Consider the following 21,551-nt stretch of genomic DNA (forward strand, 5'->3'; position numbering starts at 1 on the left):
AGTTGTTCCCGAAAACGCCGTCGCCCCCGGCCGCGCGGATCCCCGCGCGTGCCGTCCAAGGCACCCTCAAGCCCCTGCCGCGGGTCCGCAACATCATTGCCGTGGGCTCCGGGAAGGGCGGTGTGGGCAAATCGACCACCGCCGTCAACCTGGCACTGGCCCTCGCGGCCGAGGGGCCGCGCGTCGGCATCCTCGACGCCGACGTCTACGGCCCCAGCATTCCGACCATGCTCGGCCTGTCGGGCCGGCCCGAGAGCCCGGACAACAAGTCGATCCTCCCGATGCGCGCCCACGGCATCGAGGCGATGTCGATCGGCCTGCTGGTCGAGGACGACACGCCGATGATCTGGCGTGGACCGATGGCCACGTCGGCGCTGACGCAGCTCCTGGGCGACACGCTGTGGGGCGGTGAAGAAGGCCTCGACTACCTGGTGATCGACCTGCCGCCGGGCACCGGGGACATCCAGCTGACGCTGGCGCAGAAGATCCCGGTCGCCGGCGCGGTCATCGTCACCACACCCCAGGACGTGGCCACGCTTGACGCCCGCAAGGCGCTGAAAATGTTCGAAAAGGTGGAGGTGCCGGTGCTGGGCCTGGTCGAGAACATGGCGGTGCACGTGTGCTCGAACTGCGGCCACGCCGAACACGTGTTCGGCGAAGGCGGCGGCGCACGCATGGCCAGCCAGTACGGCGTGCCGCTGCTCGGTTCGCTGCCGCTGGAGATCGCGATCCGCCAGCACGCCGATTCCGGGGTGCCGGTGGTGGCCGCGGCGCCCGATTCCGCCGCCGCCGCCGCGTACCGCGAGCTTGCGCGCAACGTGGTCGCCGAGCTGGCCAAGCGGCCACGCGCGCCGGCGTCGATCTCGGCCTCGCTGCTCTGAACCTGCAGCGCGGTCGAAGTCGCCGCGCTGCCACGTCGCCGCCGGGATGCCCCGGCGGCGACCATTCCCTACAATCGCCGCACCTGCCCTGGCGTCCCGCCGGGGCATCGTTGCCGGGAGCCGCATGAGCATCAAGTCCGACCGCTGGATCCGCCGCATGGTCGCGGAAAAGAACATGATCGAGCCCTTCGAGCCCGGCCAGGTCAAATTCGTCGACAAGGGCGGCGCCAGCGCCGAGCGCATCGTCAGCTACGGCACGTCCAGCTACGGCTATGACGTGCGTTGCTCGCGAGAGTTCAAGGTGTTCACCAACATCAACTCGACCATCGTCGACCCGAAGCACTTCGATCCGAAGAGCTTCGTCGACATCGAGGCCGACGAGTGCATCATCCCGCCGAACTCGTTCGCGCTGGCGCGCACCGTCGAATACTTCCGCATCCCGCGCGATACCCTGGTGGTCTGCCTGGGCAAGAGCACGTACGCGCGCTGCGGGATCATCGTCAACGTGACCCCGCTGGAGCCGGAGTGGGAGGGGCACGTGACGCTGGAGTTCAGCAACACCACGCCGCTGCCGGCGCGGATCTACGCCAACGAGGGCGTGGCGCAGATGCTGTTCTTCCAGGCCGCGGCCGATGACGTCTGCGAGACCTCCTACCGCGACCGCGGCGGCAAGTACCAGGGCCAGACCGGGGTCACCCTGCCGCGGACCTGAGCATGGTCAGGGAGCCAGCGCCGCCTGCAGTTCGCGCACCCGGGCTACCAGGGCTTCGGGCGCGTAGGGGCGTGCGGCGACCCGGCCCCAGACCGGCGCCGGCCAGGCCGGGTCATGCTCGAAGCGGGCGATCACGTGCACGTGCAGCTGCGGCACTAGGTTGCCGAGCGCGGCGACGTTGAGCTTGTGCGGCTGGAACACGTCGAGAAGCAGCCGTTCGCAGCGGCTGATCTCCTCGACCAGGGACGCGCGCTGCGCGGGGTCCAGATCAAGCAGTTCGCGTGCGCCTGCCACCCGCGGCACCAGCACCAGCCAGGGGTAGTTGCTGTCGTCCATGAGCTGCAGGTCGCACAGGGGCAGGGCGGCGAGCGGATGGCTGTCGGCGGCGAGCTGCGGATGCAGGGCGTAGGGTTCGTGCTGTGGTGACCTGTGCCTGGGCATGGCGCCCTCCTTCAATGGTCCGCCGCGGGCGCGAGCGCGCGCTGCGGGAAGTCGGCCCTCGGGTCGATTCTAGCCCGCCGCTATAATCGCCGCGCGAAGACCCCGCACCCTCCCGTCCGCGTAGCGCGGACCACTTCCAGAGCCACCCCAGCGCATGACCGACACCATTTCCCCGACCGCCCCACGCGTGGGCTTCGTCAGCCTCGGCTGCCCCAAGGCCCTGGTCGACTCCGAACGCATCCTCACCCAGCTCCGGGTCGAGGGCTACGCGCTGTCGTCCAGCTACGACGCCGCCGACGTGGTCGTGGTCAACACCTGCGGCTTCATCGATTCCGCCGTGGCCGAATCGCTGGACGCGATCGGCGAGGCCATGGCCGAAAATGGCAAGGTCATCGTCACCGGCTGCCTGGGCAAGCGCGCCGACGTGATCCGCGAGGCGCATCCGGGCGTGCTCTCGATCAGCGGCCCGCAGGACTACGTGAGCGTGATGGACGCGGTGCACACCGCGCTGCCGCCGCGGCACGATCCGTTTGTCGACCTGGTGCATGCGCCGCGCCTCAGCGGCGAGGACTACGCGTCGGGGGTGAAGCTCACCCCGAAGCACTACGCCTACCTGAAGATTTCCGAAGGCTGCAACCACCGCTGCAGCTTCTGCATCATTCCGTCGATGCGCGGCGACCTGGTCTCGCGCCCGGTGGACGAAGTGCTGCGCGAGGCCGAACGCCTGGTGCATGGCGGCGTCCGCGAGCTGCTGGTGGTGTCGCAGGACACGTCCGCCTACGGCGTCGACCTGCGCTATGCCGAGCGCACGTGGCGGGGCAGGGCCTACCAGACCCGGATGAAGGCGCTGTGCGAAGGCCTTTCCGAGCTCGACGCCTGGGTGCGCCTGCACTATGTCTATCCGTATCCGCACGTCGACGGCATCATCGAGTTGATGACGCAGCGCAAGGCCGACGGCCAGCCGCGCCTGCTGCCCTACCTCGACATCCCCTTCCAGCACGCCAGTCCGCGCATCCTGAAGCTGATGAAGCGCCCGGGCGCCGTCGAGCGCACGCTGGAACGCGTGCAGTCCTGGCGCGCCGCCTGCCCGGAGCTGACGGTGCGCTCAACCTTCATCGTCGGCTTCCCGGGCGAAACCGAGGCCGAGTTCGAATCCCTGCTCGACTTCCTCGATGAAGCCCAGCTCGACCGGGTCGGCGCCTTCGCCTATTCGCCGGTGGAAGGCGCCGCGGCGAACGCGCTGCCGGACCCGGTGCCGGAGGAAGTGAAGCAGGAGCGGCTTGCGCGCTTCATGGAGCGCCAGGCCGACATCTCGGCCGCGCGCCTTGAAGCCAAGGTCGGCACCGTGCAGCGCTGCATCGTCGATGCCATCGACGGCGACCTCGCGATTGCGCGCTCGATGGCCGACGCGCCGGAGATCGACGGCCTGGTACAGGTGCAGGACGGCCGCGAGGCCGGGCTCGTGCCGGGCGAGTTCGCGGATATCCGCATCATGGGCAGCGACGAGCACGATCTCTACGGTGAGGTCGAATACAACGGCTGAGGTCGCGGGGGCAGAGGGTGCGCAGGCACTCCGCCGGCAGGTCCGCTGCGCGGTCCTTAGAATGCCGGCTGCGGCCTGCGGGAAGACGCCGCAAGCCCGCCGTACCGTGCGCCGGACTTTTCCGTGGCGGGGATCGCAGCTATAGCTGCTCCTACAGTGGCTTCGTGTCAGCGCCAACGCGCCAGGATGTCCCGCGCCAGCGCCTCAGTCCGCGGGGTAGTCCACCGCGACCACGGCGAAGCCGCGCCGTCCGCCCGGGAGCTCCACTTCGACCTCGTCGTCCAGCCGCTTCTTCAGCAGCGCCCGCGCCAATGGCGAGTCGATGCTGATCCAGCCGAGCGTGGCGTCGGTCTCGTCCGGGCCGACGATCCGGTAGGTCGAGCATTCGCCGCTGGCGATGTCTTCCACCTCTACCACCGCGCCGAAATAAACCGCTGAAGGATCACTGGGCGCGGTGTCGACCACGCGCAACTCCTGCAGGCGCTTGGACAGATAGCGCACGCGGCGGTCGATCTCGCCGAGCTGTTTCTTGCGGTAGGTGTATTCGGCATTCTCCGAACGATCGCCCTCGGCCGCGGCGGCGGCGAGCGCGCGCACCACTTCGGGGCGGCGCACGCGCCAGAGGTCGTCGAGCTCGGCCTTCAGGCGTGCGTGGCCGCCCGGGGTGACCAGGGCGGTCGATTTTTCCGGAGGCGGGCGCCAGCGTGACATGTGGCCTCAGCGCTTGTCGGTCGCCGACGCGGACGCCGACGTTGCGGAGCGGACCATGCGTGCGCTCACTTCTTGCCCGTCAGGCCACCGAAGATCCCGCGCAGGATCTGCCGACCGATCTGGTTGCCGACCGTGCGCGCGGTCTGCTTGGCCATGGTCTCGACCATGCCCTGGCGGCGCTTTGTTCCAAACACCGCGTCCTTCATCGATTGTGCGAAGCCGCCGCCCGATTCCTGCTCGTCCTGCTTGGCGGTGCGCGCCTTCGGCGCATCGGCCTGCTCGGCGAGGCCGTCGGCCTTCTTTGCCAGCATCTCGAAGGCCGATTCGCGGTCGACCGTGGTGTCGTACTTCGCCCCCACCGGGCTGCCCGCGCGCACACGCTCGCGTTCCGAGTCGGTGATCGCGCCCATCCGGCAGCGCGGCGGCGCGACCAGGGTCTGCTCCACCGGCATCGGCGCGCCCTTGCCCTGCAGCGTTGATATCAGCGCCTCGCCCGTCCCGAGCTGGCCGATCGCCTTGGCGACATCGAGCCCGGGGTTGGACACGAAGGTTTCCGCCGCGGTGCGCACCGCCTTCTGGTCGCGCGGGGTGTAGGCGCGCAGTGCGTGCTGCACGCGGTTGCCGAGCTGGCCGAGCACGTTGTCGGGCACGTCGTCGGGGAACTGCGAGCAGAAGTACACGCCGACGCCCTTGGAGCGGATCAGGCGCACCACCTGCTCGATGCGCTGCAGCAGCGCCGCCGGCGCATCGTTGAACAGCAGGTGCGCTTCGTCGAACACGAACACCAGCTTCGGCTTGTCGAGGTCGCCGACCTCGGGCAGGGTTTCGAACAGCTCCGACAACAGCCACAGCAGGAAGCTCGAATATAGCCGCGGCTTCAGGATCAGCCGGTCCGCGGCCATGATGCTGACCACGCCGCGGCCGTCGCTGGTGGTGCGCATGATGTCGGCCAGCTCCAGCGCCGGCTCGCCGAAGAAGGCTTCGCCACCGTCGGATTCCAGGCGCAGCAGGGCGCGCTGGATGGCGCCGATCGAGGGCGTGCTGACCAGGCCGTACTGGGTGGACACCGCCTTGCGCTCCTCGGCGACGAGGCCGAGCAGGGCGCGCAGGTCGGCAAGGTCGAGCAGCAGCAGGCCGCGGTCGTCGGCCAGCTTGAACACGATGTCGAGCACGCCCGACTGGGTGTCGTTGAGCTCCAGCATGCGCGAAAGGAGGGTCGGTCCGATCTCGCTGACCGTGGTCCGCACCGGGTGGCCGGCCTTGCCGTAGATGTCCCAGAACAGCACCGGGCTGGCTTCGGGGCCGTAGGCGTCGACGCCGATCATCGCCGCGCGTTCGCGCAGCTTGTCGTCGATGTCGCCGGGCACGGCGAGGCCGGCGACGTCGCCCTTCACGTCGGCCATGAACACCGGCACGCCGATCCGCGAGAAGCCTTCGGCCAGGGTCATCAGGGTCACGGTCTTGCCGGTGCCGGTGGCGCCGGCCACGAGGCCGTGGCGGTTGGCGAGCCTCGGCTGCAGGAAGACGCGGCCGCCAGTTTCGGGCAGGGATTCCGGGGTAGTGACGGCCTTGCCGACGAGGATCGGGTCCATGGGGGCTCCTGTGTGATAGGCGGATTCTAGCGACAAGGGGCTGCCGGGCGGGGTCCCCGGCGAAGCGCTTGCCGCTGGCCGAGACCGGCCGCTACCCTGCAGGATCGAAAAGCAGTCCTGGTCCTCGAATGCCCCCATTTTCCGTTGTCCTGCCGCGGCTGGCGCTTGCCGCGGCCGTTGCAGTCCTTGCCCTGCACATCCCCGAAGCCTCCGCCCAGTCAAAGCGCGACCGCGCCGCCGCCGCAGACCTGGTCGAGCGCATGGCCACCGCCGAGGCCCGCTACCGCGAGTCGCTGGTAAAAGCCGCCAACGCCGACCCCGTCGCCATCGACGAGGGCAACGCCGCGCTCGAGGACATGGAAGACGTGATGCTGGCCTGTGAGAAGCAGCGCGGCTGCGAAGTCGCCTCGATGCTGCCGGGGTGGAAGCGGCTGCTGAAGGCCCAGGCCGACGACGCCGCGGGCGTGTACGGCGGCGAATTCGATTCCGAAGGCTTCGACGAGGGCGGCCTGCCGACGGGCGACGTGCCCGAGGGTGCCAGCGCCGCGGCGCTGCTGAGCGAGGACGGCCAGCGCTTCGTAAGCATGGTGCAGTTCAACCCGGCGGTGCAGGAAGGCATCCGCCGCTGGCTGACCGACATGCGCGTGTCGCTGATCACCAGCCACGAGAACTACCAGTACATGCGCCACCTGATGGCGCCGGCCTTCGAGAAGCGCGGCCTGCCCGAGGCGCTGCTGTTCGGGATCATGGCCAAGGAATCCACCGGCCGCGTGCACGTGGGTTCCCGCGCCGGCGCGGTAGGCCCGCTGCAGTTCATGCCGGCCACCGGGCAGCGCTTCGGCCTGGGGGTGGATGCCAGCGGTTTCGACACCCGCTACGACCCCGCGCTGTCCGCCGATGCCGCGTCGAGCTACCTCAGCGAGCGCTTCGCCGAGTTCGGCAACGAGGTCGAGAAATGGCTGGCCGCTTACAACGGCGGCGAGGGCCGCGCCAGGCGCATCCACGATGCCAGCGGCGGGCGTCCGTTCTGGGAGGCCGACGTCTACAACCAGTTTCCCGCTGAAACCCGCGACTACGTGCCGATGGTGATCGCGGCGGCCTGGCTGTACCTGCATCCGAAGGAGTACGGCCTGAGCTTTCCGAAGGTGGATGCACGCCCGACCCGCTTCGCGCTCTCGCGGCCGGCGTCGATCTACGAACTCACCGTGTGCATGGGCGACAGCGGCAGCCGGCATGGCTACATGCGCCAACTGCGCAACCTGAACCCGCGCTTCGAAGCGGACCAGGTGATTCCCGCCGGCGCGGTGCTCCAGGGCACCACGCGCATGGCCGCGCTGTACAAGCGCTGGTGCGCGCAGGGCCGGCGCGCGGAGCTTGCAAAGCAGTTGATGGGCAGCAGCGTCAATGCGGCCCTGCTGCGCACGGGGCCGATCGAAGTGGTGCGGCCCGCCGGGACCACGGTCGCCACCGGCGTCGCGACGCCGAGCGCGGCGCCGCGCGAGCACCAGGTGGCGCGTGGCGAAACCCTGGCCGCGATCGCGCGCCAGTATGGCTGCGAGGTGCGGAAGCTGGCCCAGGCCAACCGTCTGAAGGGGCCTGCCTTCGCCATCCGCACCGGCCAGCGCCTGCGCCTGGAAGGGTGCAGCCGCTGAAGCGCACGGAGCCGTCGCGCTCCGCCTGCCAGACTGCGCGCATGCAGCTGTGCTTCGACAACGCTTTCCTGCGCGAACTTCCCGGCGATCCGCTCGCCGGACCGGGCGTGCGCCAGGTGCAGGGTGCTGCATGGTCGCGGGTCGCGCCGACGCCGGTTGCGGCGCCGCGGCTGGTCGCGCATGCGGCCGAGGTGGCCCGGCAGTTGGGCATCGCCGCCCATGCGCCTGGCGCGCCGGCGTTCGCGGAGGCTTTCGGCGGCAACGAGCTGCTCGCGGGCATGGATCCCTGGGCGGCGAACTACGGCGGCCACCAGTTCGGCCATTGGGCCGGCCAGCTTGGCGACGGGCGCGCGATCAGCCTGGGCGAAGCCGTGGCCGCCGATGGCAGCAGGCACGAGCTGCAGCTGAAGGGGGCGGGCCAGACGCCGTACTCCCGCGGCGCCGACGGCCGCGCGGTGCTGCGGTCCTCGATCCGCGAGTTCCTGTGCAGTGAAGCCATGCATCACCTGGGCGTGCCGACCACCCGCGCGCTGTCGCTCGTGGCCACCGGCGAGCCGGTGGTGCGGGACATGTTCTACGACGGCCACCCGCGGCCGGAGCCCGGTGCGGTCGTGTGCCGGGTCGCGCCCTCGTTCATCCGCTTCGGGACCTTCGAGCTGCCGGCCTCGCGCGGGGACGTGGACCTGCTGCGCGCGCTGGCGGAGTTCTGCATCTGGCGGGACTTCCCGTGGCTGCTGGGCCAGGACCACGAGGGCCGGCCGCTGGCGGAACTGCGTGCGGCCGGCGCCTTCGACGAAGCGCTGTTCGCGGCCTGGTTCCGCGAGGTCTGCGTGCGCACCGCTGTGCTGGTCGGCCACTGGATGCGGGTGGGCTTCGTCCACGGCGTGCTCAACACCGACAACATGTCGATCCTCGGACTCACGATCGACTACGGCCCCTATGGCTGGATCGACGACTACGATCCCGACTGGACGCCCAACACCACCGATGCCAAGGGACGCCGCTACCGTTTCGGCTGGCAGCCGCGCATCGCGCACTGGAATCTGTCGCGGCTGGCAGGCGCACTGTCGCCGCTGTTCGCCGAAGCAGCACCGCTGCAGGCCGGGCTCGACGCCTACGCGGCCACTTGGAGCCGGTGCGAGCGCGACAACGCCGCCACCAAGCTGGGACTCGCGGACTGCAGCGACGACGATCTCGAGCTGATGCGCGCGCTGCAGGCGCTGATGCACCGCACCGGTGCCGACATGACGCGTCTGTTCCGCGCGCTGTCCGATATCGATGTCGAAGCGGCCGCGCCCCCGGCCGCACCGCTGCGCGGCGCGTTCTACGATCCGGCGCTGCCGGCCGAGCATGCCGCCGCGCTGGACGCCTGGCTCGCCCGCTACGCCGCCCGCTGCCGGGCGGACGGACTGCCTCGCGAAGCGCGGATCGCACGCATGCATGCCGCCAATCCGCGCTACGTACCGCGCAACTACCTGGCGCAGCAGGCGATCGACCGCGCGGAATCGGGTGACGAATCCGGAATCGCCGAGCTGTTGGACGTGTTCCGGGACCCCTACGGCGAGCAGCCTGGCCGCGAGGCCTTCGCCGCCCTGCGCCCCGACTGGGCCCGGGACCGCGCTGGCTGCTCGATGCTGTCCTGCAGTTCATGAAACCAGCCGGCCGCGGCGCCCGCGAGCGGTAGAATGGGCGGATGCCCCTGATCACACTGAATTCGGTCGACTACAGCGTCGGCGGTCCGCTCCTGCTCGAGAAAGTCGAGTTGGCCATTGAGCCCGGCGAGCGCATTGCGCTGATCGGCCGCAACGGCGCCGGCAAGTCCACGCTGATGCGCCTGCTGTCGGGCGAGATCAAGCCCGACGATGGCGACATCCGCCGCGACGGCACCGTGCGCGTGTCGCGCCTGGAGCAGGAGGTGCCTGCCGGCGCCGCCGGCACGGTGTTCGACGTCGTCGCCGAAGGCATGGGCGAGCTGGGCGCGTGGCTCGCCGAGTTCCACCACCTGAGCCACGGCGACAACTACGACGCCGACGCGATGTCGGCGGTGCAGGCGAAGATCGATGCCGCCGACGGCTGGGCCGCGGACCAGCGCGTGGAAGAGACGCTGCAGAAGCTCGACCTCGATGGCGAACTGGCCTTCTCCGAGCTTTCCGGTGGCATGAAGCGCCGCGTGCTGCTGGCGCGCGCGCTGGTGTCGGCGCCCGACCTGCTGCTGCTCGACGAGCCCACCAACCACCTCGACATCGCCGCCATCGACTGGCTGGAAAGCTTCCTGAAGGGCTGGTCCGGCGCGCTGGTGTTCGTCACCCATGACCGCCGTTTCCTGCGCGCGCTGGCCACCCGCATCGTCGAGATCGACCGTGGCCAGGTGACCAGCTGGCCGGGCGACTGGGGCAACTATCTGCGCCGCAAGGAAGAGCGTCTCAACGCCGAGGCGCAGGAGAACGCGCGCTTCGACAAGATGCTGGCGCAGGAAGAAATCTGGATCCGCCAGGGCATCAAGGCCCGCCGCACCCGCGACGAGGGTCGCGTGCGGCGCCTGGAAGCGATGCGCAACGACCGCGCCAAGCGCCGCGAGCTGACCGGCAACGTGCGCATGGACACCGCGCAGGCCGGTGCGTCCGGCAAGAAGGTGATCGAGGCCAAGGACGTGTCGTTCGCGTTCGGCGAACGCGCCATGGTGCGCGACTTCTCGACCACCATCCTGCGTGGCGACCGCATCGGCCTGGTCGGTGCCAACGGCAGCGGCAAGACCACCCTGCTGAAACTGCTGCTGGGCCAGCTGCAGCCGCAGTCCGGCGAGATCCGCATCGGCACCCAGCTGCAGGTCGCCTATTTCGACCAGTACCGCGCCACGCTGCGCGAGGACTGGAACGCGCTGGAGAACGTGGCCGAGGGCCAGGATTTCGTCGAGGTCGGCGGCAAGCGCAAGCACGTGATCGGCTACCTGCAGGACTTCCTGTTCACGCCCGAGCGTGCGCGCGCGCCGATCACCCGGCTCTCGGGCGGCGAGCGCAACCGGCTGCTGCTGGCCAAGCTGTTCGCGCAGCCGTCGAACCTGCTGGTGATGGACGAACCCACCAACGACCTCGACGTCGAGACGCTTGAGCTGCTCGAGGAACTGCTGGCGGACTACCCGGGCACGCTGCTGCTGGTCAGCCACGACCGCGACTTCCTCGACAACGTGGTGACCTCGACCCTGGTGATGCAGGACGGCGGCGAGGGCCGGATCGGCGAGTACGTTGGTGGATACAGTGACTGGCTGCGGCAACGGTCCGTCGTGCGAAGCACGGAGACGCACGCGCGCGCGGTCCAGGACAGGCCTGTCGAAACTCCGGCAACGGTGGAGGCCGACGCGGGTGCAGCCCCGCGCCGCAAGCTCAGCTACAAGCTCGAACGCGAGCTGGAACAGCTGCCGGCGCGGATCGACGCGCTGGAGGCCGACATCGCCCTGCGCATCGAGGCGATGAACGACCCGGCGTTCTACCAGCGTCCAGGCGCCGACATCGACGCCCACAAGCACGCGATCGCACTTGCGCAGGCGGAGCTCGACGCTGCGTATGCGCGCTGGGCCGAGCTGGAGCAAGGCGCGACCTGAGTGCCCTGGCGTCGTAAACCGGAGCGTCACTACTGCGGGGCGGGTGTGACGCAGTGCCGGGAACGCCCATTCGCCAGCTTGGCATTACTTGCCGCACGGGCGGATCGGGGCGACCCTGCGCGGATGCAATCGATAGAACAGACTGGAGTCCGCGAGCGCGAGAGGCGGTTCGTCGCGCGCGTGCACCACATGCGAACCCTGGGGGGCGCCCTGTCGGCGCTGCTCGTGGCATCGGTGTTGGCAGGCAACGACGCGCCGGCATGGACCTGGGCGCTGTGGGCCTTCAATGGATTCGCGTGGCCGCTGCTGGCGCGCTGGCTCACGCACCGCGCGCATGAGCCGAAGCTGGCCGCCCAGCAGCATCTGGTGATCGATTCGGCCGCCGCCGGCGCCTGGATCGCGATCATGGGATTCAACCTGGTGCCCAGCGCCGTGTTGCTGGTCATGGTCACCATGGACAAGATCGCCGTCGGCGGCTGGCGCTTCGCCGCGCGCACCACGCCGGCACTGCTCATCGCCTGCGTGCTTGTGTCCGCGGCGCTTGGATTCCCGGTGGGGCTTGAAAGCAGCATGGCGAGCATCCTTGCCACGCTGCCGTTCCTGGTCGTGTACCCGCTGGTGCTGGCCACGATCACATACGAGCTCGGGCGCAACATCAGTGCGAAGAACCGCCAGCTGCAGCGGCTCAACCGCATCGATGCGCTGACCGGCCTGCGCAACCGGCGTGGCTGGAACGAAGCCCTGGCCGCCGAGCTGGCCAGGCATGCGCGCACGCGGCGGCCGGCGGTGCTGATGCTGGTCGATGTCGACAACCTCAAGGAGGTCAATGACAGCCACGGCCACGTCGTGGGCGACGAGGTGCTGCGCAACGTGGCCCGGGTGCTGGAAATCTGTGCCCGGGACATCGACACGCCGGCGCGCTACGGCGGCGACGAGTTCGGCGTGCTGCTGGCCGAGACCGGGCTGCAGGGTGCGCTGCGGGTGGCCGAGCGCGTGCGCACCACCTTTCTCGCCGAGCGCCCCGAGGAGGCGGTGCTGCAGAACTGCACGTTGAGCATCGGCCTGGCCGAGGTCGATCTTGCGGTGGTCACCGCGGACGAGTGGCTGCAGCGCGCGGACGGGGCGATGTACCGGGCGAAAGCCGCGGGCCGCAACCGGGTCGAGTCCGACGTGACGGTGGCGTTCGAGCGACCGCGCTGAGCAGTTCGAATGGCCGCCGGGCCGCGCCGCGTTGCATGCGGCCAGCCGGTCAGTCGGGCGTCGTGTCGGTGCGGAAGACCGGGTAAAGCCCGAGGCGCTCGTCCCAGCTTGAGTGGCGGCGATGGAACCACTCCAGCCGTGCCCGCGGGCTGGCCGCGAACTCCGCGTCTTCCGCCACGCGGCGCTCGAAGGCATCGCGGACCACCGGATCGCGAAGCATGTCGCGCGCGACGGCTTCGGCGACGTAGGGCTCCATGTACTCCTTGGGTTCGAAGGCGTTGTTGAACTCGCCCCAGGCCGCCATCGAGTCCGGTGCCTGCGGTTCGAGGATGGCCATCACCAGGCGCGCGCGCGGCTGGGCGATGGGCACGAACAGCGCGCCGGCGACAAGGTCGCGGGTTTCCGGGCGCCACGCGCCATCCACGCCCAGGCGCTGGCGGCCCTCGCTCGAGGTCGCGGCCAGCCGCGGCGCCTCGGTGCGGAACGTTTCGATGGCGGCGCCCGCGAGCGGCCGGGCCACCCGGCGGTAGTCGACGCCGTGGACGTCGAGCCAGCGCGCGACCTGGCCCGCGTGCCGCGCCGGCACCAGATAGCCGGCGCCGGGCGCGACCACGCTGTGGCCGGGCACGATCTCGTCGCGCAGCGGCATCTTCCAGACCTGCGGCGTGGCTTCGTCGTAGCGCGTGGCCAGCGCGCCGGACACGTCGGAATGCGTGCGGGTCCAGGCGTAGCCGCGGAAGTCCACGGTGCGCACACGGTCGGTGGCGACGTAGTCCAGCGGCACCGTCCGCCCCGCGAGCCGCGTCGCGCGGGCGTCGGCCGCGGCCGCGACCTCCAGCCACTCGCGGCCGTGTGCGGCCGTCTGCTCAAGCATCCCGACCACGAGGTTGCGGGTGATGCCGACGCGCACCGGGTATTCCTTCCAGGAATGCGTCTCCACCAGGATCCCGAAGCGGTTGCGCAGCGGGAAATAGCCGTGCGAGAAGCGCGGCGGGGAGACGCCGTCGACGATGCCCGAGCTGGGGTCGTCATGGACCTCGAACGAGGGATAGAAGGGCAGGGGCAGCGAACCCTGCGCCGCCAGGCCGTCGAGCAGGCCGTCGCGCAGGGCCAGGCCGGCGCGGGCCAGCGCGGCATCGCCGGAGTGCAGCGGTTCGATCTGCACCGAGACGTCGTGTTCGAACTGGGCGCCGTTGGTGGCGTGCAGGTCGACGTAGGCGATCGGGTCCCAGGCCTCGACCAGGCCGAGCATCGCGCGCATCTCCGGCGCATCGGCTTTCAGGTAGTCGCGGTTGAGGTTGTAGTTCTGCGCGGTGGTGCGCCAGCCCATTTCCTCCGGGCCGCGCTGATTGGGCCGGTTCCAGGCGCCGAAGCGCTCGTGGCCGTCGGCGTTGAAGACAGGCACGAACACAAGCACCTGCCGCTCGAGCGCCCCCGGCGCGGCCTCGCCGTCCAGGGCCTGGCGCAGGGCCAGGAAGCCGGCGTCCTTGCCATCGACCTCGCCGGCGTGGATGCCGCCCTGGACCAGCAGCACCGGCAGCCCGGCCGCGCGCGCGGCCTCCGGCGTCAGCGCGCCGCTGCGCGAGGCGACCAGCGCCTTCATCGGCCGTCCTTCGGGCGTGGTGCCGAAGTCGATGCAATGCACCGCTTCCGGATACCGCGTGGCGAAGCCGGCGCACAGCGCGAGCACCTCGTCGTAGCGGCCGGTGCGCACGAAGCCTGACTGTTCGGCGACCGTGGACAGGGGCGGCGCTGCCGCGGCGGCAGGGCGCGGCGCGCCCACGATTGCGGTGGTGCCCGCCGTGGCGGCCGCAGTGGCAGCCGACAGCGCGAGCAGCAGGCACAGCGGCATTGCGGCGATCCTGGATCGGGACATGGAATCGGGCCGGGGTGGCGACGGGCGCCCATGATGCCGCGTCCATGCCTTTCGGCCAAAGCGCGCCCGCGGCGGATACGCTAGCCTTCGCGGCTTCGACCGCAAATCGGCCACACCGCATGAGCCACGCCCCCGTTGCCCCCGACGCCGGCAGGATGCCGCGCCAGATCGCCTACATCATCGGCAACGAGGCCTGCGAGCGCTTCAGCTTCTACGGCATGAGGAACATCCTCATCCCGTTCCTGATCAGCTCGATGCTGCTGGCCTACCTGCCCGCGGGCCCGGAGCGCGAGGGCGCCGCCAAGGACATCTTCCACAGCTTCGTCATCGGCGTGTATTTCTTCCCGCTGCTCGGCGGCTGGCTGTCGGATCGCTACTTCGGCAAGTACAACACCGTGCTGTGGTTCTCGCTGATCTACGTCGCGGGCCACGCCTGCCTGGCGCTGTTCGAGGACAGCCGCAACGGCTTCTACACCGGCCTGTTCCTGATCGCGCTGGGCTCGGGCGGCATCAAGCCGCTGGTGGTCTCGTTCTGCGGCGACCAGTTCGACCAGACCAACAAGTCGAAGGCGAAGGTGGTCTTCGACGCCTTCTACTGGATCATCAACTTCGGCTCGTTCTTCGCCTCGCTGCTGGCGCCGCTGCTGCTGCGCAGCTACGGGCCGGCGGTGGCCTTCGGCGTGCCGGGCGTTCTGATGCTCATTGCCACCGTCGTGTTCTGGCTGGGCCGCAAGGAGTACGTCAACGTGCCGCCGTCTGGGCGCGATCCCGATTCCTTCCTCAACGTCGTGCGCACCGCGCTGCGGGGCAGCGCAGGGCAGGGCGGCTCCGGCACGCTGATCGCGCGCGCGGGCATCACGCTCGCGGTGCTGATGCTGGCCCTGTGGGCGCTGGACGCGATTGGCGTGCCGCTGCCCTGGCCGGATTCCTTCGGCTTCGTCATCACCGCCTGCCTGGCGCTGGGCGTGGTGATCGCCTGCGTCGGCTGGGGCGCCTCGCTGCAGCTCGAGCGCGCGCGTGGCCTGCACCCGGACGCGGCGGTCGACGGCGTGCGCGCGGTGCTGCGCATCCTGATCGTATTCGCGCTGGTGACCCCGTTCTGGTCGCTGTTCGACCAGAAGGCCTCGACCTGGATCATCCAGGGCAACACCATGCTGATCCCGCACGAGGCCTGGTGGTGGCCGAGCTGGCTGATCAAGGAGGCGGCGCAGATGCAGGCGCTGAATCCGCTGCTGGTGATGCTGTTGATCCCGTTCAACAACCTGGTGCTGTACCCGCTGCTGCGCCGGATGGGCTTCACCGTGACCGCGCTGCGCCGGATGGGCTGGGGCATCGTGTTCTCGGGCATCGCCTGGATCGCGGCCGGGGTGCTGCAGCTGTGGCTCGACGGCGGCGCCGAGGTCTCGCTGGCCTGGCAAAGCCTGCCCTACCTGCTGCTGACCTTCGGCGAGGTGCTGGTCTCGGCCACCGCGCTCGAGTTCGCCTACAGCCAGGCGCCGCAGGCGATGAAGGGCGTGATCATGGCCTTCTGGTACCTGACCAGCACCTTCGGCAGCCTGTGGGTGCTGTTGACCAACGCCGGCGTGCGCAACGACGCGGTGACGTCCGCCATCGCCTCCACCGGGTTGAGCGAGAACGCCTTCCTGATGTTCTTCTTCGCCGTGTTCGCATTCCTGGCGGCGCTGGCGTTCGCGGCCTATGCGCGCAGGTACCCGATGCAGGACAACTACCGCGTGTCCGCGGGAGTGGCGGCGTGAGCGGCGGGGGCATGGTCACCCTGGTGATCCTGGCGCTGACGGTACTGGTGTCGTGGCAGGCCTTCGGCAACCGGCGCCTGCTCGAGCGCCTGCTGCTGTGGCCGCCGGCGATCGAACGCCACAAGCAGTACGACCGCCTGGTGACCCACGGCTTCGTGCACGCCGACTGGCAGCACCTGCTGTTCAACATGGTCACGCTGTTCTTCTTCGGGCGTTACGTCGAACGGATGTTCGCGCCCTACATCGGTTCGCTCGGGTTCGCGCTGTTCTACCTGTCGGCGATCGTGGTGGCGATCCTGCCCACCTACCTGCGCCATCGCCACGATGCCGGCTATCGCAGCCTCGGTGCTTCGGGCGCGGTGTCGGCGGTGCTGTTCGCCTTCATCCTGGTGCAGCCCTGGGCGCTGATCTTCGTGTTCTTCATCCCGGTGCCGGCGATCGTCTACGGCGTGCTCTACGTCGGCTATTCGATCTGGATGGAGCGCCGCGGCGGCGACAACGTCAACCACAGCGCCCACCTGTGGGGCGCGGGTTACGGCCTGCTGTTCACGGTGATCATGGAGCCGGGCGTAGTCGAGGTCTTCCTGGCGCGGCTGATGTCGCCGATGTCCTGAGTCAGGAGATCGATTCGCTGCCGGCGCCGATGCCGGCCTGGTCGCAGTCGTAGGCCTGGAGCAGGCGTGCGTAGACCAGCGAATCGAGCTGGTTGAACTCGACGTTGTCGACCTCGCCCGAGCGGGACAGGTCGAACAGCCGGGTGACGGCTTCGTGCGCGGCGCGCGTGTCGGTGGTGGCGTGCATGGTGGCTCTCCATCTGGGCTGCGTGCTGGACTGCATGCATCAACCGTGCCAGTCGTGGCCGCGATGGCCACGGCGCAGGCGGGGGTGACGCTTCCCGTCACAAGCGCACCCGGGCCGGCGGGCAGTGACCCGGGCCGGCGGCACTCACCGCGCCTGAATCCATTCCGTGATACCCATGAACCCGTCACCAAATGGAGAAATCAGATGGCCTTTACCCGCGCCCAGGCGACCGAACTGCTCAACAAGGCCGAGATGCGCCTGTACGACGACAGCCGGGCCAACGCCCTGCGCGGGTTTGACCGGGCGGCGTTGGCCGGCCGCGCGACGCGCGCACGCGCCTCGCGTGACCGGGCCCGGGACCTGCTGAAGCGTCAGCGCCTCGCTGCACGCAAGCGCGGGGACAGCAAGGCGGCCGGCCCGGGCGGCGTCGCGGCAAGGACCGCACGCAAGGAAGAACTGTTGGCCGAGATCCTGGGGCGCTTCGTCGAAGCCCGCAGGAACGCGCCGGTAGTGGTGGCGAAGAAGGCCGCCACGAAAAAGGCCGTCACGAAAAAGACCGTCGTGAAGAAAGCTGTCGCGAAAAAGACCGTCGCGAAGAAGGCCGTCGCGAAGAAGGCCACCGCGAGGAAGGCCACTGCGAAGAAGGCCACTGCGAAGAAGGCCACTGCGAAGAAGGCCACCGCGAAGAAGGCCACCGCGAAGAAGGCCACCGCGAAGAAGGCCACCGCGAAGAAGGCCACCGCGAAGAAGGCCACCGCGAAGAAGGTTTCGCCCGAGCGCGCGCTCGCGAACACCCGCAAGCTGCTCGAGGAAAAGCAGGAGCGCGATCGTTCACCCCAGCCCTGGCAGTCGCTCGACCCGGTTGCCGACCATGTTCCGCAGCCCGGCTACCAGTCGCCACAGGCAGCGAGCAAGGCGCAGGACCTGCATGCGGGTGAGTCGCGGATGGCTTCGATCCACGGCAGCATGTCCACCACCGATCGCCATAACCAGGGCAAGCGCGATGGCCGTGGCGACACCGACTGAGGAGTGATTGCGATGGGGACCCTGGATATCACCCACCACGGCATCCCGGGCCGGTTCGTGACCGAGGTCGACGGCCATGTGGCCAACCTCGACTACGAGATGGCCGATGGTCTCATGCACATCACCCACACCCGGGTGCCCGAGGCCATTGGCGGACGCGGCATCGCCGGCAAGCTTGTGGAAGCCGCCTTCCACCACGCCCGCACCGAGGGCTGGAAGGTCCGCCCGCTCTGCGCCTACGCCGAGGCCTGGGCAGGTCGCCATCCGGAGCATGCCGACTTGCTGGGCTGAAACGCATCGGGCGCGCTGACGCGTGATCTGCCAGACTTGCGCCCCTTTTCAACCTCGGTCAGTGTCGGCGGCCATGCGCCTCAACAAGCACATCAGCGAAACCGGCGCCTGCTCGCGTCGGGAGGCCGACCGCCTCATCGGCGAGGGCCGGGTCACCGTCAACGGCATGCGTGCGCGGATCGGCGCCGAGGTCGGCGAGGACGACACGGTCCTGCTAGACGGCCAGCCGCTGCGCCCGCGCGGCACTGCGCCGGGCAAGCGCAAGCACGTGTACATCGCCCTGTACAAGCCGGTGGGCATCACCTCCACCACGGAGTCCGGGGTCGCCGGCAATATCGTCGATTTCGTGGGCCACCAGCAGCGCATCTTCCCGATCGGGCGCCTGGACAAGGATTCCGAGGGCCTGATCCTGATGACCAGCAACGGCGACATCGTCAACGCCGTGCTGCGTGCGGAAAACAAGCTCGAGAAGGAGTACCTGGTGGCGGTGAACAACCCGGTCACCGACGAGTTCCTGCGCGGCATGGCCCGCGGGGTGCCGGTCCACGGGGAGACAACCCTGCCATGCCGGACCCGGAAGCTTGGCCGCTTCGGTTACCGGATCACCCTGGTGCAGGGGCTCAACCGGCAGGTGCGGCTGATGGCGGCGCATTTCGGCTATCGGGTGAAGCGGCTGGTGCGGGTGCGCGTGGGTCCGGTCCAGCTTGGCCACCTCAAGCCGGGGCGCTGGCGGAACCTCAGCGACGCCGAATTGACGGTCCTTTTGCCGCAGCAGGACGCCTGGTAGACGGTCCATCCGGGGGCAGTCGACGACGAACGGTACACGCCGTTCACATTTGCAATCGAATTTGCGGTATGGTTCGCCCACTGTTCAAAGCGGGATCACGGTACATCGTGGCTCCGGTGCGGTAGATCCAAGGTTACAAGGCGTTTGCGCCAGCTTCCGACGATCCGCTCCATCGTTCCTGTGCTACCCCTTGCTTCGCAGTCTCGGATCCGCTTGCGGACCGTGTCATTTCAAAACTGTTCAAGGAGTAACACCATGTCCGATCGTCAGACCGGCACCGTCAAGTGGTTCAACGACGCCAAGGGCTTCGGCTTCATCACGCCTGAGAGCGGCCAGGACCTGTTCGTCCACTTCCGTTCGATCCAGGGCACCGGCTTCAAGTCGCTGCAGGAAGGCCAGCAGGTTTCGTTCAAGGTTGTGCAGGGCCAGAAGGGCCTGCAGGCCGACGAAGTGCAGGCCATCTAAGGTCCGCACATCGCTGCATCAGAAGCCCCGGACGGCAACGTCCGGGGCTTTTTCGTGTCCGGGGCGTAAGCGCCGGCATCACGCCCGGGTCGTTAGCCTGTGCCCTTCCACGGACTGAACGGGGGGTTCCAGATGGTTCATCGCTCTTGTCGCATCGTGCCGCTGATACTGGTGGTGGCGCTGGCTGCGGCCGGCTGCCGTCGCGAGGCCGAGGTCCCGGGGGGCGCCGTGAGCGGCCCGGCGCCGGATCCGGCTGCCGCCATCACCGACCCGGATGCCCGGGGCGAAGAGCCGCGGGTGCTCGAGGACGTGATGAAGTCCGACCCGCGCTACATCATCGGCATCAGCTACCCGCCAGGCATCAATCGCCATCCGGGGCTGGCGGCGGAGCTTGGACGGTATGCGGATGCGGCCCGCGCCGACCTGATGGAAGCGGTTGCAGCGCGGGACCCCGACGCCCCCGGCGCCGGCGCCCCCTATGACCTGTCGCTGCCATTCGACATAGTGATGGAGTCGCCCGAGGTGGTGGCGGTGCAGGCTACCGGCACCAGCTATACCGGCGGAGCCCACGGCAATCCGCTGGTCGCGCGTTTCGTGTGGCTGCCCGGGCGCAATGAAATGCTCCGCGCGGAGGCCCTGCTCGAAGGTCCGGATGCCTGGAACGATGTCTCGGCGTTCGTGCGCGAGTCCCTGCACGGGGCGCTCTCGCAGCGCCTGGATGCCGATGCGAACCTCGAGCCTGATGATCGTGCGCGCCTGCAGCGCAGCGTTGGTCGCATGATCGATGAAGGCACCGGGCCGGAGGTGGCCAACTTCGCCCACTTCGAGCCGCTCCCGGGGGGCGACGGCCGCCTGCGCGGGCTGCGCTTCGTGTTCCCGCCCTATCAGGTGGGACCGTACTCCGATGGTGTGCAGACGGTCGACGTGCCGGCCAGCGTGCTGCTGCCGCATGTCTCACCGCCATACCGGGGCCTGTTCGCCGCGAACTGAGCGGCGCGGGGCCGGGATTGGCCCCCGCCGCCGCCAGGCGCTAGCATCGTCCCGGGCCATTTCGGGGGCGGTGATGCATCCGATCCAGGAACGCGTCCATGGCCTGCTGGCTTCCGCCGACGTCCGCGTTGGCGGCGACAGGCCCTGGGACATGCGGGTTCACGACACCCGGCTGCCGGCACGGCTGCTGGCCGGGGGCTCGCTGGCCTTGGGCGAGTCCTATATGGATGGGTGGTGGGACACGCCCTCGCTGGACCAGTTGATCGGCCGCCTGCTCGCAGCAGGGCTGGACCGCCGTGCGCCCGGCCTGGCCGACCTCCGCGACGCCGCCGCCGCGCGCCTGCTCAACCTGCAGCTCGGGCGGCGCGCCTACGCGGTGGGCGAACGCCACTACGACCTCGGCAACGACCTGTACCGGGCCATGCTCGGCCGCCGCCTGGTTTACAGCTGCGGCTATTGGCATGACCGTGACGGCAGGCTGGCGGAATCGCTCGACGCCGCCCAGGAAGCCAAGCTCGACCTGGTCTGTCGCAAGCTCGGCCTGCGGCCGGGCATGCGCGTGCTCGACATCGGCTGCGGCTGGGGCGAAGCGCTGAAGTTCGCCGCGGAGCGCCATGGCGTCAGCGGCGTGGGGGTGACCATCTCACGGGAGCAGCAGGCTTTCGCCGAAGCGCTGTGCGACGGCCTGCCGCTGGAGTTCCGCCTGCAGGACTACCGCGCGCTCCGCGGCGAACGCTTCGACCGGGTGCTGTCCATCGGCATGTTCGAGCACGTGGGGCTGCGCAACTACCGCGGCTATTTCGACCTGGTGCGCTCGCTGCTGCCCGCCGACGGCCTGTTCCTGTTGCACAGCATCGGCGGCAACGCCTCGCGTCGCCGCACCGACCCCTGGATCGCGCGCCATATCTTCCCGAACTCGATGCTGCCCTCGGCGCGGCAGCTGGCAGTGGCCAGCGAAGGCCTGTTCGTGATCGAGGACTGGCACAACTTCGGCGCCGACTACGACCTGACGCTGCAGGCCTGGCGCGACAACGCCGAGGCCGCGTGGGACCGGTTGCCAGCCCGCTACGACGAGCGCTTCCGGCGCATGTGGCGCTATTACCTGGGCTGTTCGATGGCGGGCTTCCGGATGCGCCGTACCCAGCTGTGGCAGGTGTTGATGTCACCGGAGGGCATTCCCGGCGGCATCGTCGCCGCGCGCTGAGGGGCGGGTGCGGCGACCCCGGAA

Annotated in this window: 20 protein-coding genes; 15 read left to right on the plus strand and 5 right to left on the minus strand. The window is 69.4% G+C overall.

Annotated elements, in window-relative coordinates:
* Window positions 1-2 precede the first annotated feature (2 nt).
* Together apbC and dcd are read left to right on the plus strand one after the other, a co-directional pair.
* Window positions 3-881, plus strand: a complete 879-nt coding sequence (gene apbC, locus ACW7GZ_RS11045; protein ID WP_457002094.1) for an iron-sulfur cluster carrier protein ApbC — start codon at window positions 3-5, stop codon at window positions 879-881.
* A gap of 124 nt (window positions 882-1,005) precedes the next feature.
* The gene (gene dcd, locus ACW7GZ_RS11050) at window positions 1,006-1,593 is read left to right on the plus strand and encodes a dCTP deaminase (protein ID WP_457009215.1); all 588 of its coding nucleotides are present in this window, start codon (window positions 1,006-1,008) and stop codon (window positions 1,591-1,593) included.
* Window positions 1,594-1,599: 6 nt separating this feature from the next.
* On the opposite strand, the gene ACW7GZ_RS11055 is transcribed toward dcd, so the two are convergent.
* Complete coding sequence (locus ACW7GZ_RS11055; protein WP_457002098.1) at window positions 1,600-2,034, minus strand: HIT family protein; 435 nt, start codon at window positions 2,032-2,034, stop codon at window positions 1,600-1,602.
* Between the two features lie 154 nt (window positions 2,035-2,188).
* On the opposite strand from ACW7GZ_RS11055, the gene rimO reads away from it, so the two are divergent.
* Window positions 2,189-3,577, plus strand: a complete 1,389-nt coding sequence (rimO, locus tag ACW7GZ_RS11060) for a 30S ribosomal protein S12 methylthiotransferase RimO (protein WP_457009217.1) — start codon at window positions 2,189-2,191, stop codon at window positions 3,575-3,577.
* A 204-nt stretch (window positions 3,578-3,781) separates the two neighbouring features.
* Here rimO and greB read toward each other — a convergent pair whose 3' ends face one another.
* Together greB and ACW7GZ_RS11070 are read right to left on the minus strand one after the other, a co-directional pair.
* Window positions 3,782-4,288, minus strand: a complete 507-nt coding sequence (greB, locus tag ACW7GZ_RS11065) for a transcription elongation factor GreB (protein ID WP_457009219.1) — start codon at window positions 4,286-4,288, stop codon at window positions 3,782-3,784.
* A 65-nt stretch (window positions 4,289-4,353) separates the two neighbouring features.
* The gene (locus tag ACW7GZ_RS11070) at window positions 4,354-5,880 is read right to left on the minus strand and encodes a helicase HerA-like domain-containing protein (RefSeq protein ID WP_457009221.1); all 1,527 of its coding nucleotides are present in this window, start codon (window positions 5,878-5,880) and stop codon (window positions 4,354-4,356) included.
* A gap of 128 nt (window positions 5,881-6,008) precedes the next feature.
* On the opposite strand from ACW7GZ_RS11070, the gene ACW7GZ_RS11075 reads away from it, so the two are divergent.
* The 4 genes from ACW7GZ_RS11075 (at window position 6,009) to ACW7GZ_RS11090 (ending at window position 12,330) form a co-directional block, all read left to right on the plus strand.
* On the plus strand, window positions 6,009-7,532 hold the full coding sequence (locus ACW7GZ_RS11075) for a transglycosylase SLT domain-containing protein (RefSeq protein WP_457009223.1): 1,524 nt from the start codon (window positions 6,009-6,011) through the stop codon (window positions 7,530-7,532).
* A 41-nt stretch (window positions 7,533-7,573) separates the two neighbouring features.
* A complete protein-coding gene (locus tag ACW7GZ_RS11080; protein ID WP_457009224.1) occupies window positions 7,574-9,184 on the plus strand; it encodes a protein adenylyltransferase SelO in 1,611 nt (536 codons plus the stop codon).
* 41 nt (window positions 9,185-9,225) lie between these two features.
* Complete coding sequence (locus ACW7GZ_RS11085; protein ID WP_457009226.1) at window positions 9,226-11,130, plus strand: ATP-binding cassette domain-containing protein; 1,905 nt, start codon at window positions 9,226-9,228, stop codon at window positions 11,128-11,130.
* 189 nt (window positions 11,131-11,319) lie between these two features.
* The gene (locus tag ACW7GZ_RS11090) at window positions 11,320-12,330 is read left to right on the plus strand and encodes a diguanylate cyclase (RefSeq protein ID WP_457002111.1); all 1,011 of its coding nucleotides are present in this window, start codon (window positions 11,320-11,322) and stop codon (window positions 12,328-12,330) included.
* Between the two features lie 49 nt (window positions 12,331-12,379).
* Here ACW7GZ_RS11090 and ACW7GZ_RS11095 read toward each other — a convergent pair whose 3' ends face one another.
* Window positions 12,380-14,206 carry a M14 family metallopeptidase gene (locus tag ACW7GZ_RS11095; RefSeq protein WP_457009228.1) on the minus strand — a complete coding sequence of 609 codons (1,827 nt, stop codon included), beginning with the start codon at window positions 14,204-14,206 and terminating at the stop codon, window positions 12,380-12,382.
* 119 nt (window positions 14,207-14,325) lie between these two features.
* Here ACW7GZ_RS11095 and ACW7GZ_RS11100 point away from each other — a divergent pair, with 119 nt between their 5' ends.
* The gene (locus tag ACW7GZ_RS11100; RefSeq protein ID WP_457009230.1) at window positions 14,326-15,963 is read left to right on the plus strand and encodes a POT-type proton-dependent oligopeptide transporter; all 1,638 of its coding nucleotides are present in this window, start codon (window positions 14,326-14,328) and stop codon (window positions 15,961-15,963) included.
* An 11-nt stretch (window positions 15,964-15,974) separates the two neighbouring features.
* Window positions 15,975-16,577, plus strand: a complete 603-nt coding sequence (locus ACW7GZ_RS11105; protein ID WP_457009616.1) for a rhomboid family intramembrane serine protease — start codon at window positions 15,975-15,977, stop codon at window positions 16,575-16,577.
* A 1-nt stretch (window position 16,578) separates the two neighbouring features.
* Here the strand turns inward: ACW7GZ_RS11105 and ACW7GZ_RS11110 are convergent, their stop codons facing one another.
* Window positions 16,579-16,764, minus strand: coding sequence for a hypothetical protein (locus ACW7GZ_RS11110; RefSeq protein ID WP_457002117.1), 186 nt, complete (start codon window positions 16,762-16,764; stop codon window positions 16,579-16,581).
* A gap of 63 nt (window positions 16,765-16,827) precedes the next feature.
* Here ACW7GZ_RS11110 and ACW7GZ_RS11115 point away from each other — a divergent pair, with 63 nt between their 5' ends.
* The 6 genes from ACW7GZ_RS11115 to cfa all read left to right on the plus strand — a co-directional run bounded on the left by ACW7GZ_RS11115 (window position 16,828) and on the right by cfa (window position 21,527).
* Window positions 16,828-17,790, plus strand: coding sequence for a histone H1-like repetitive region-containing protein (locus ACW7GZ_RS11115; protein WP_457009618.1), 963 nt, complete (start codon window positions 16,828-16,830; stop codon window positions 17,788-17,790).
* A 12-nt stretch (window positions 17,791-17,802) separates the two neighbouring features.
* The gene (locus ACW7GZ_RS11120) at window positions 17,803-18,081 is read left to right on the plus strand and encodes a GNAT family N-acetyltransferase (protein WP_457002121.1); all 279 of its coding nucleotides are present in this window, start codon (window positions 17,803-17,805) and stop codon (window positions 18,079-18,081) included.
* A gap of 73 nt (window positions 18,082-18,154) precedes the next feature.
* Complete coding sequence (locus tag ACW7GZ_RS11125; protein ID WP_457002123.1) at window positions 18,155-18,868, plus strand: pseudouridine synthase; 714 nt, start codon at window positions 18,155-18,157, stop codon at window positions 18,866-18,868.
* A 255-nt stretch (window positions 18,869-19,123) separates the two neighbouring features.
* Window positions 19,124-19,333, plus strand: a complete 210-nt coding sequence (locus tag ACW7GZ_RS11130; protein WP_343254799.1) for a cold-shock protein — start codon at window positions 19,124-19,126, stop codon at window positions 19,331-19,333.
* A gap of 132 nt (window positions 19,334-19,465) precedes the next feature.
* On the plus strand, window positions 19,466-20,323 hold the full coding sequence (locus tag ACW7GZ_RS11135; protein ID WP_457009232.1) for a DUF3298 domain-containing protein: 858 nt from the start codon (window positions 19,466-19,468) through the stop codon (window positions 20,321-20,323).
* A gap of 73 nt (window positions 20,324-20,396) precedes the next feature.
* On the plus strand, window positions 20,397-21,527 hold the full coding sequence (cfa, locus tag ACW7GZ_RS11140) for a cyclopropane fatty acyl phospholipid synthase (RefSeq protein WP_457009234.1): 1,131 nt from the start codon (window positions 20,397-20,399) through the stop codon (window positions 21,525-21,527).
* The last annotated feature ends 24 nt before the right edge of the window (window positions 21,528-21,551 follow it).

Source organism: Luteimonas sp. A537 (genome assembly GCF_054052065.1).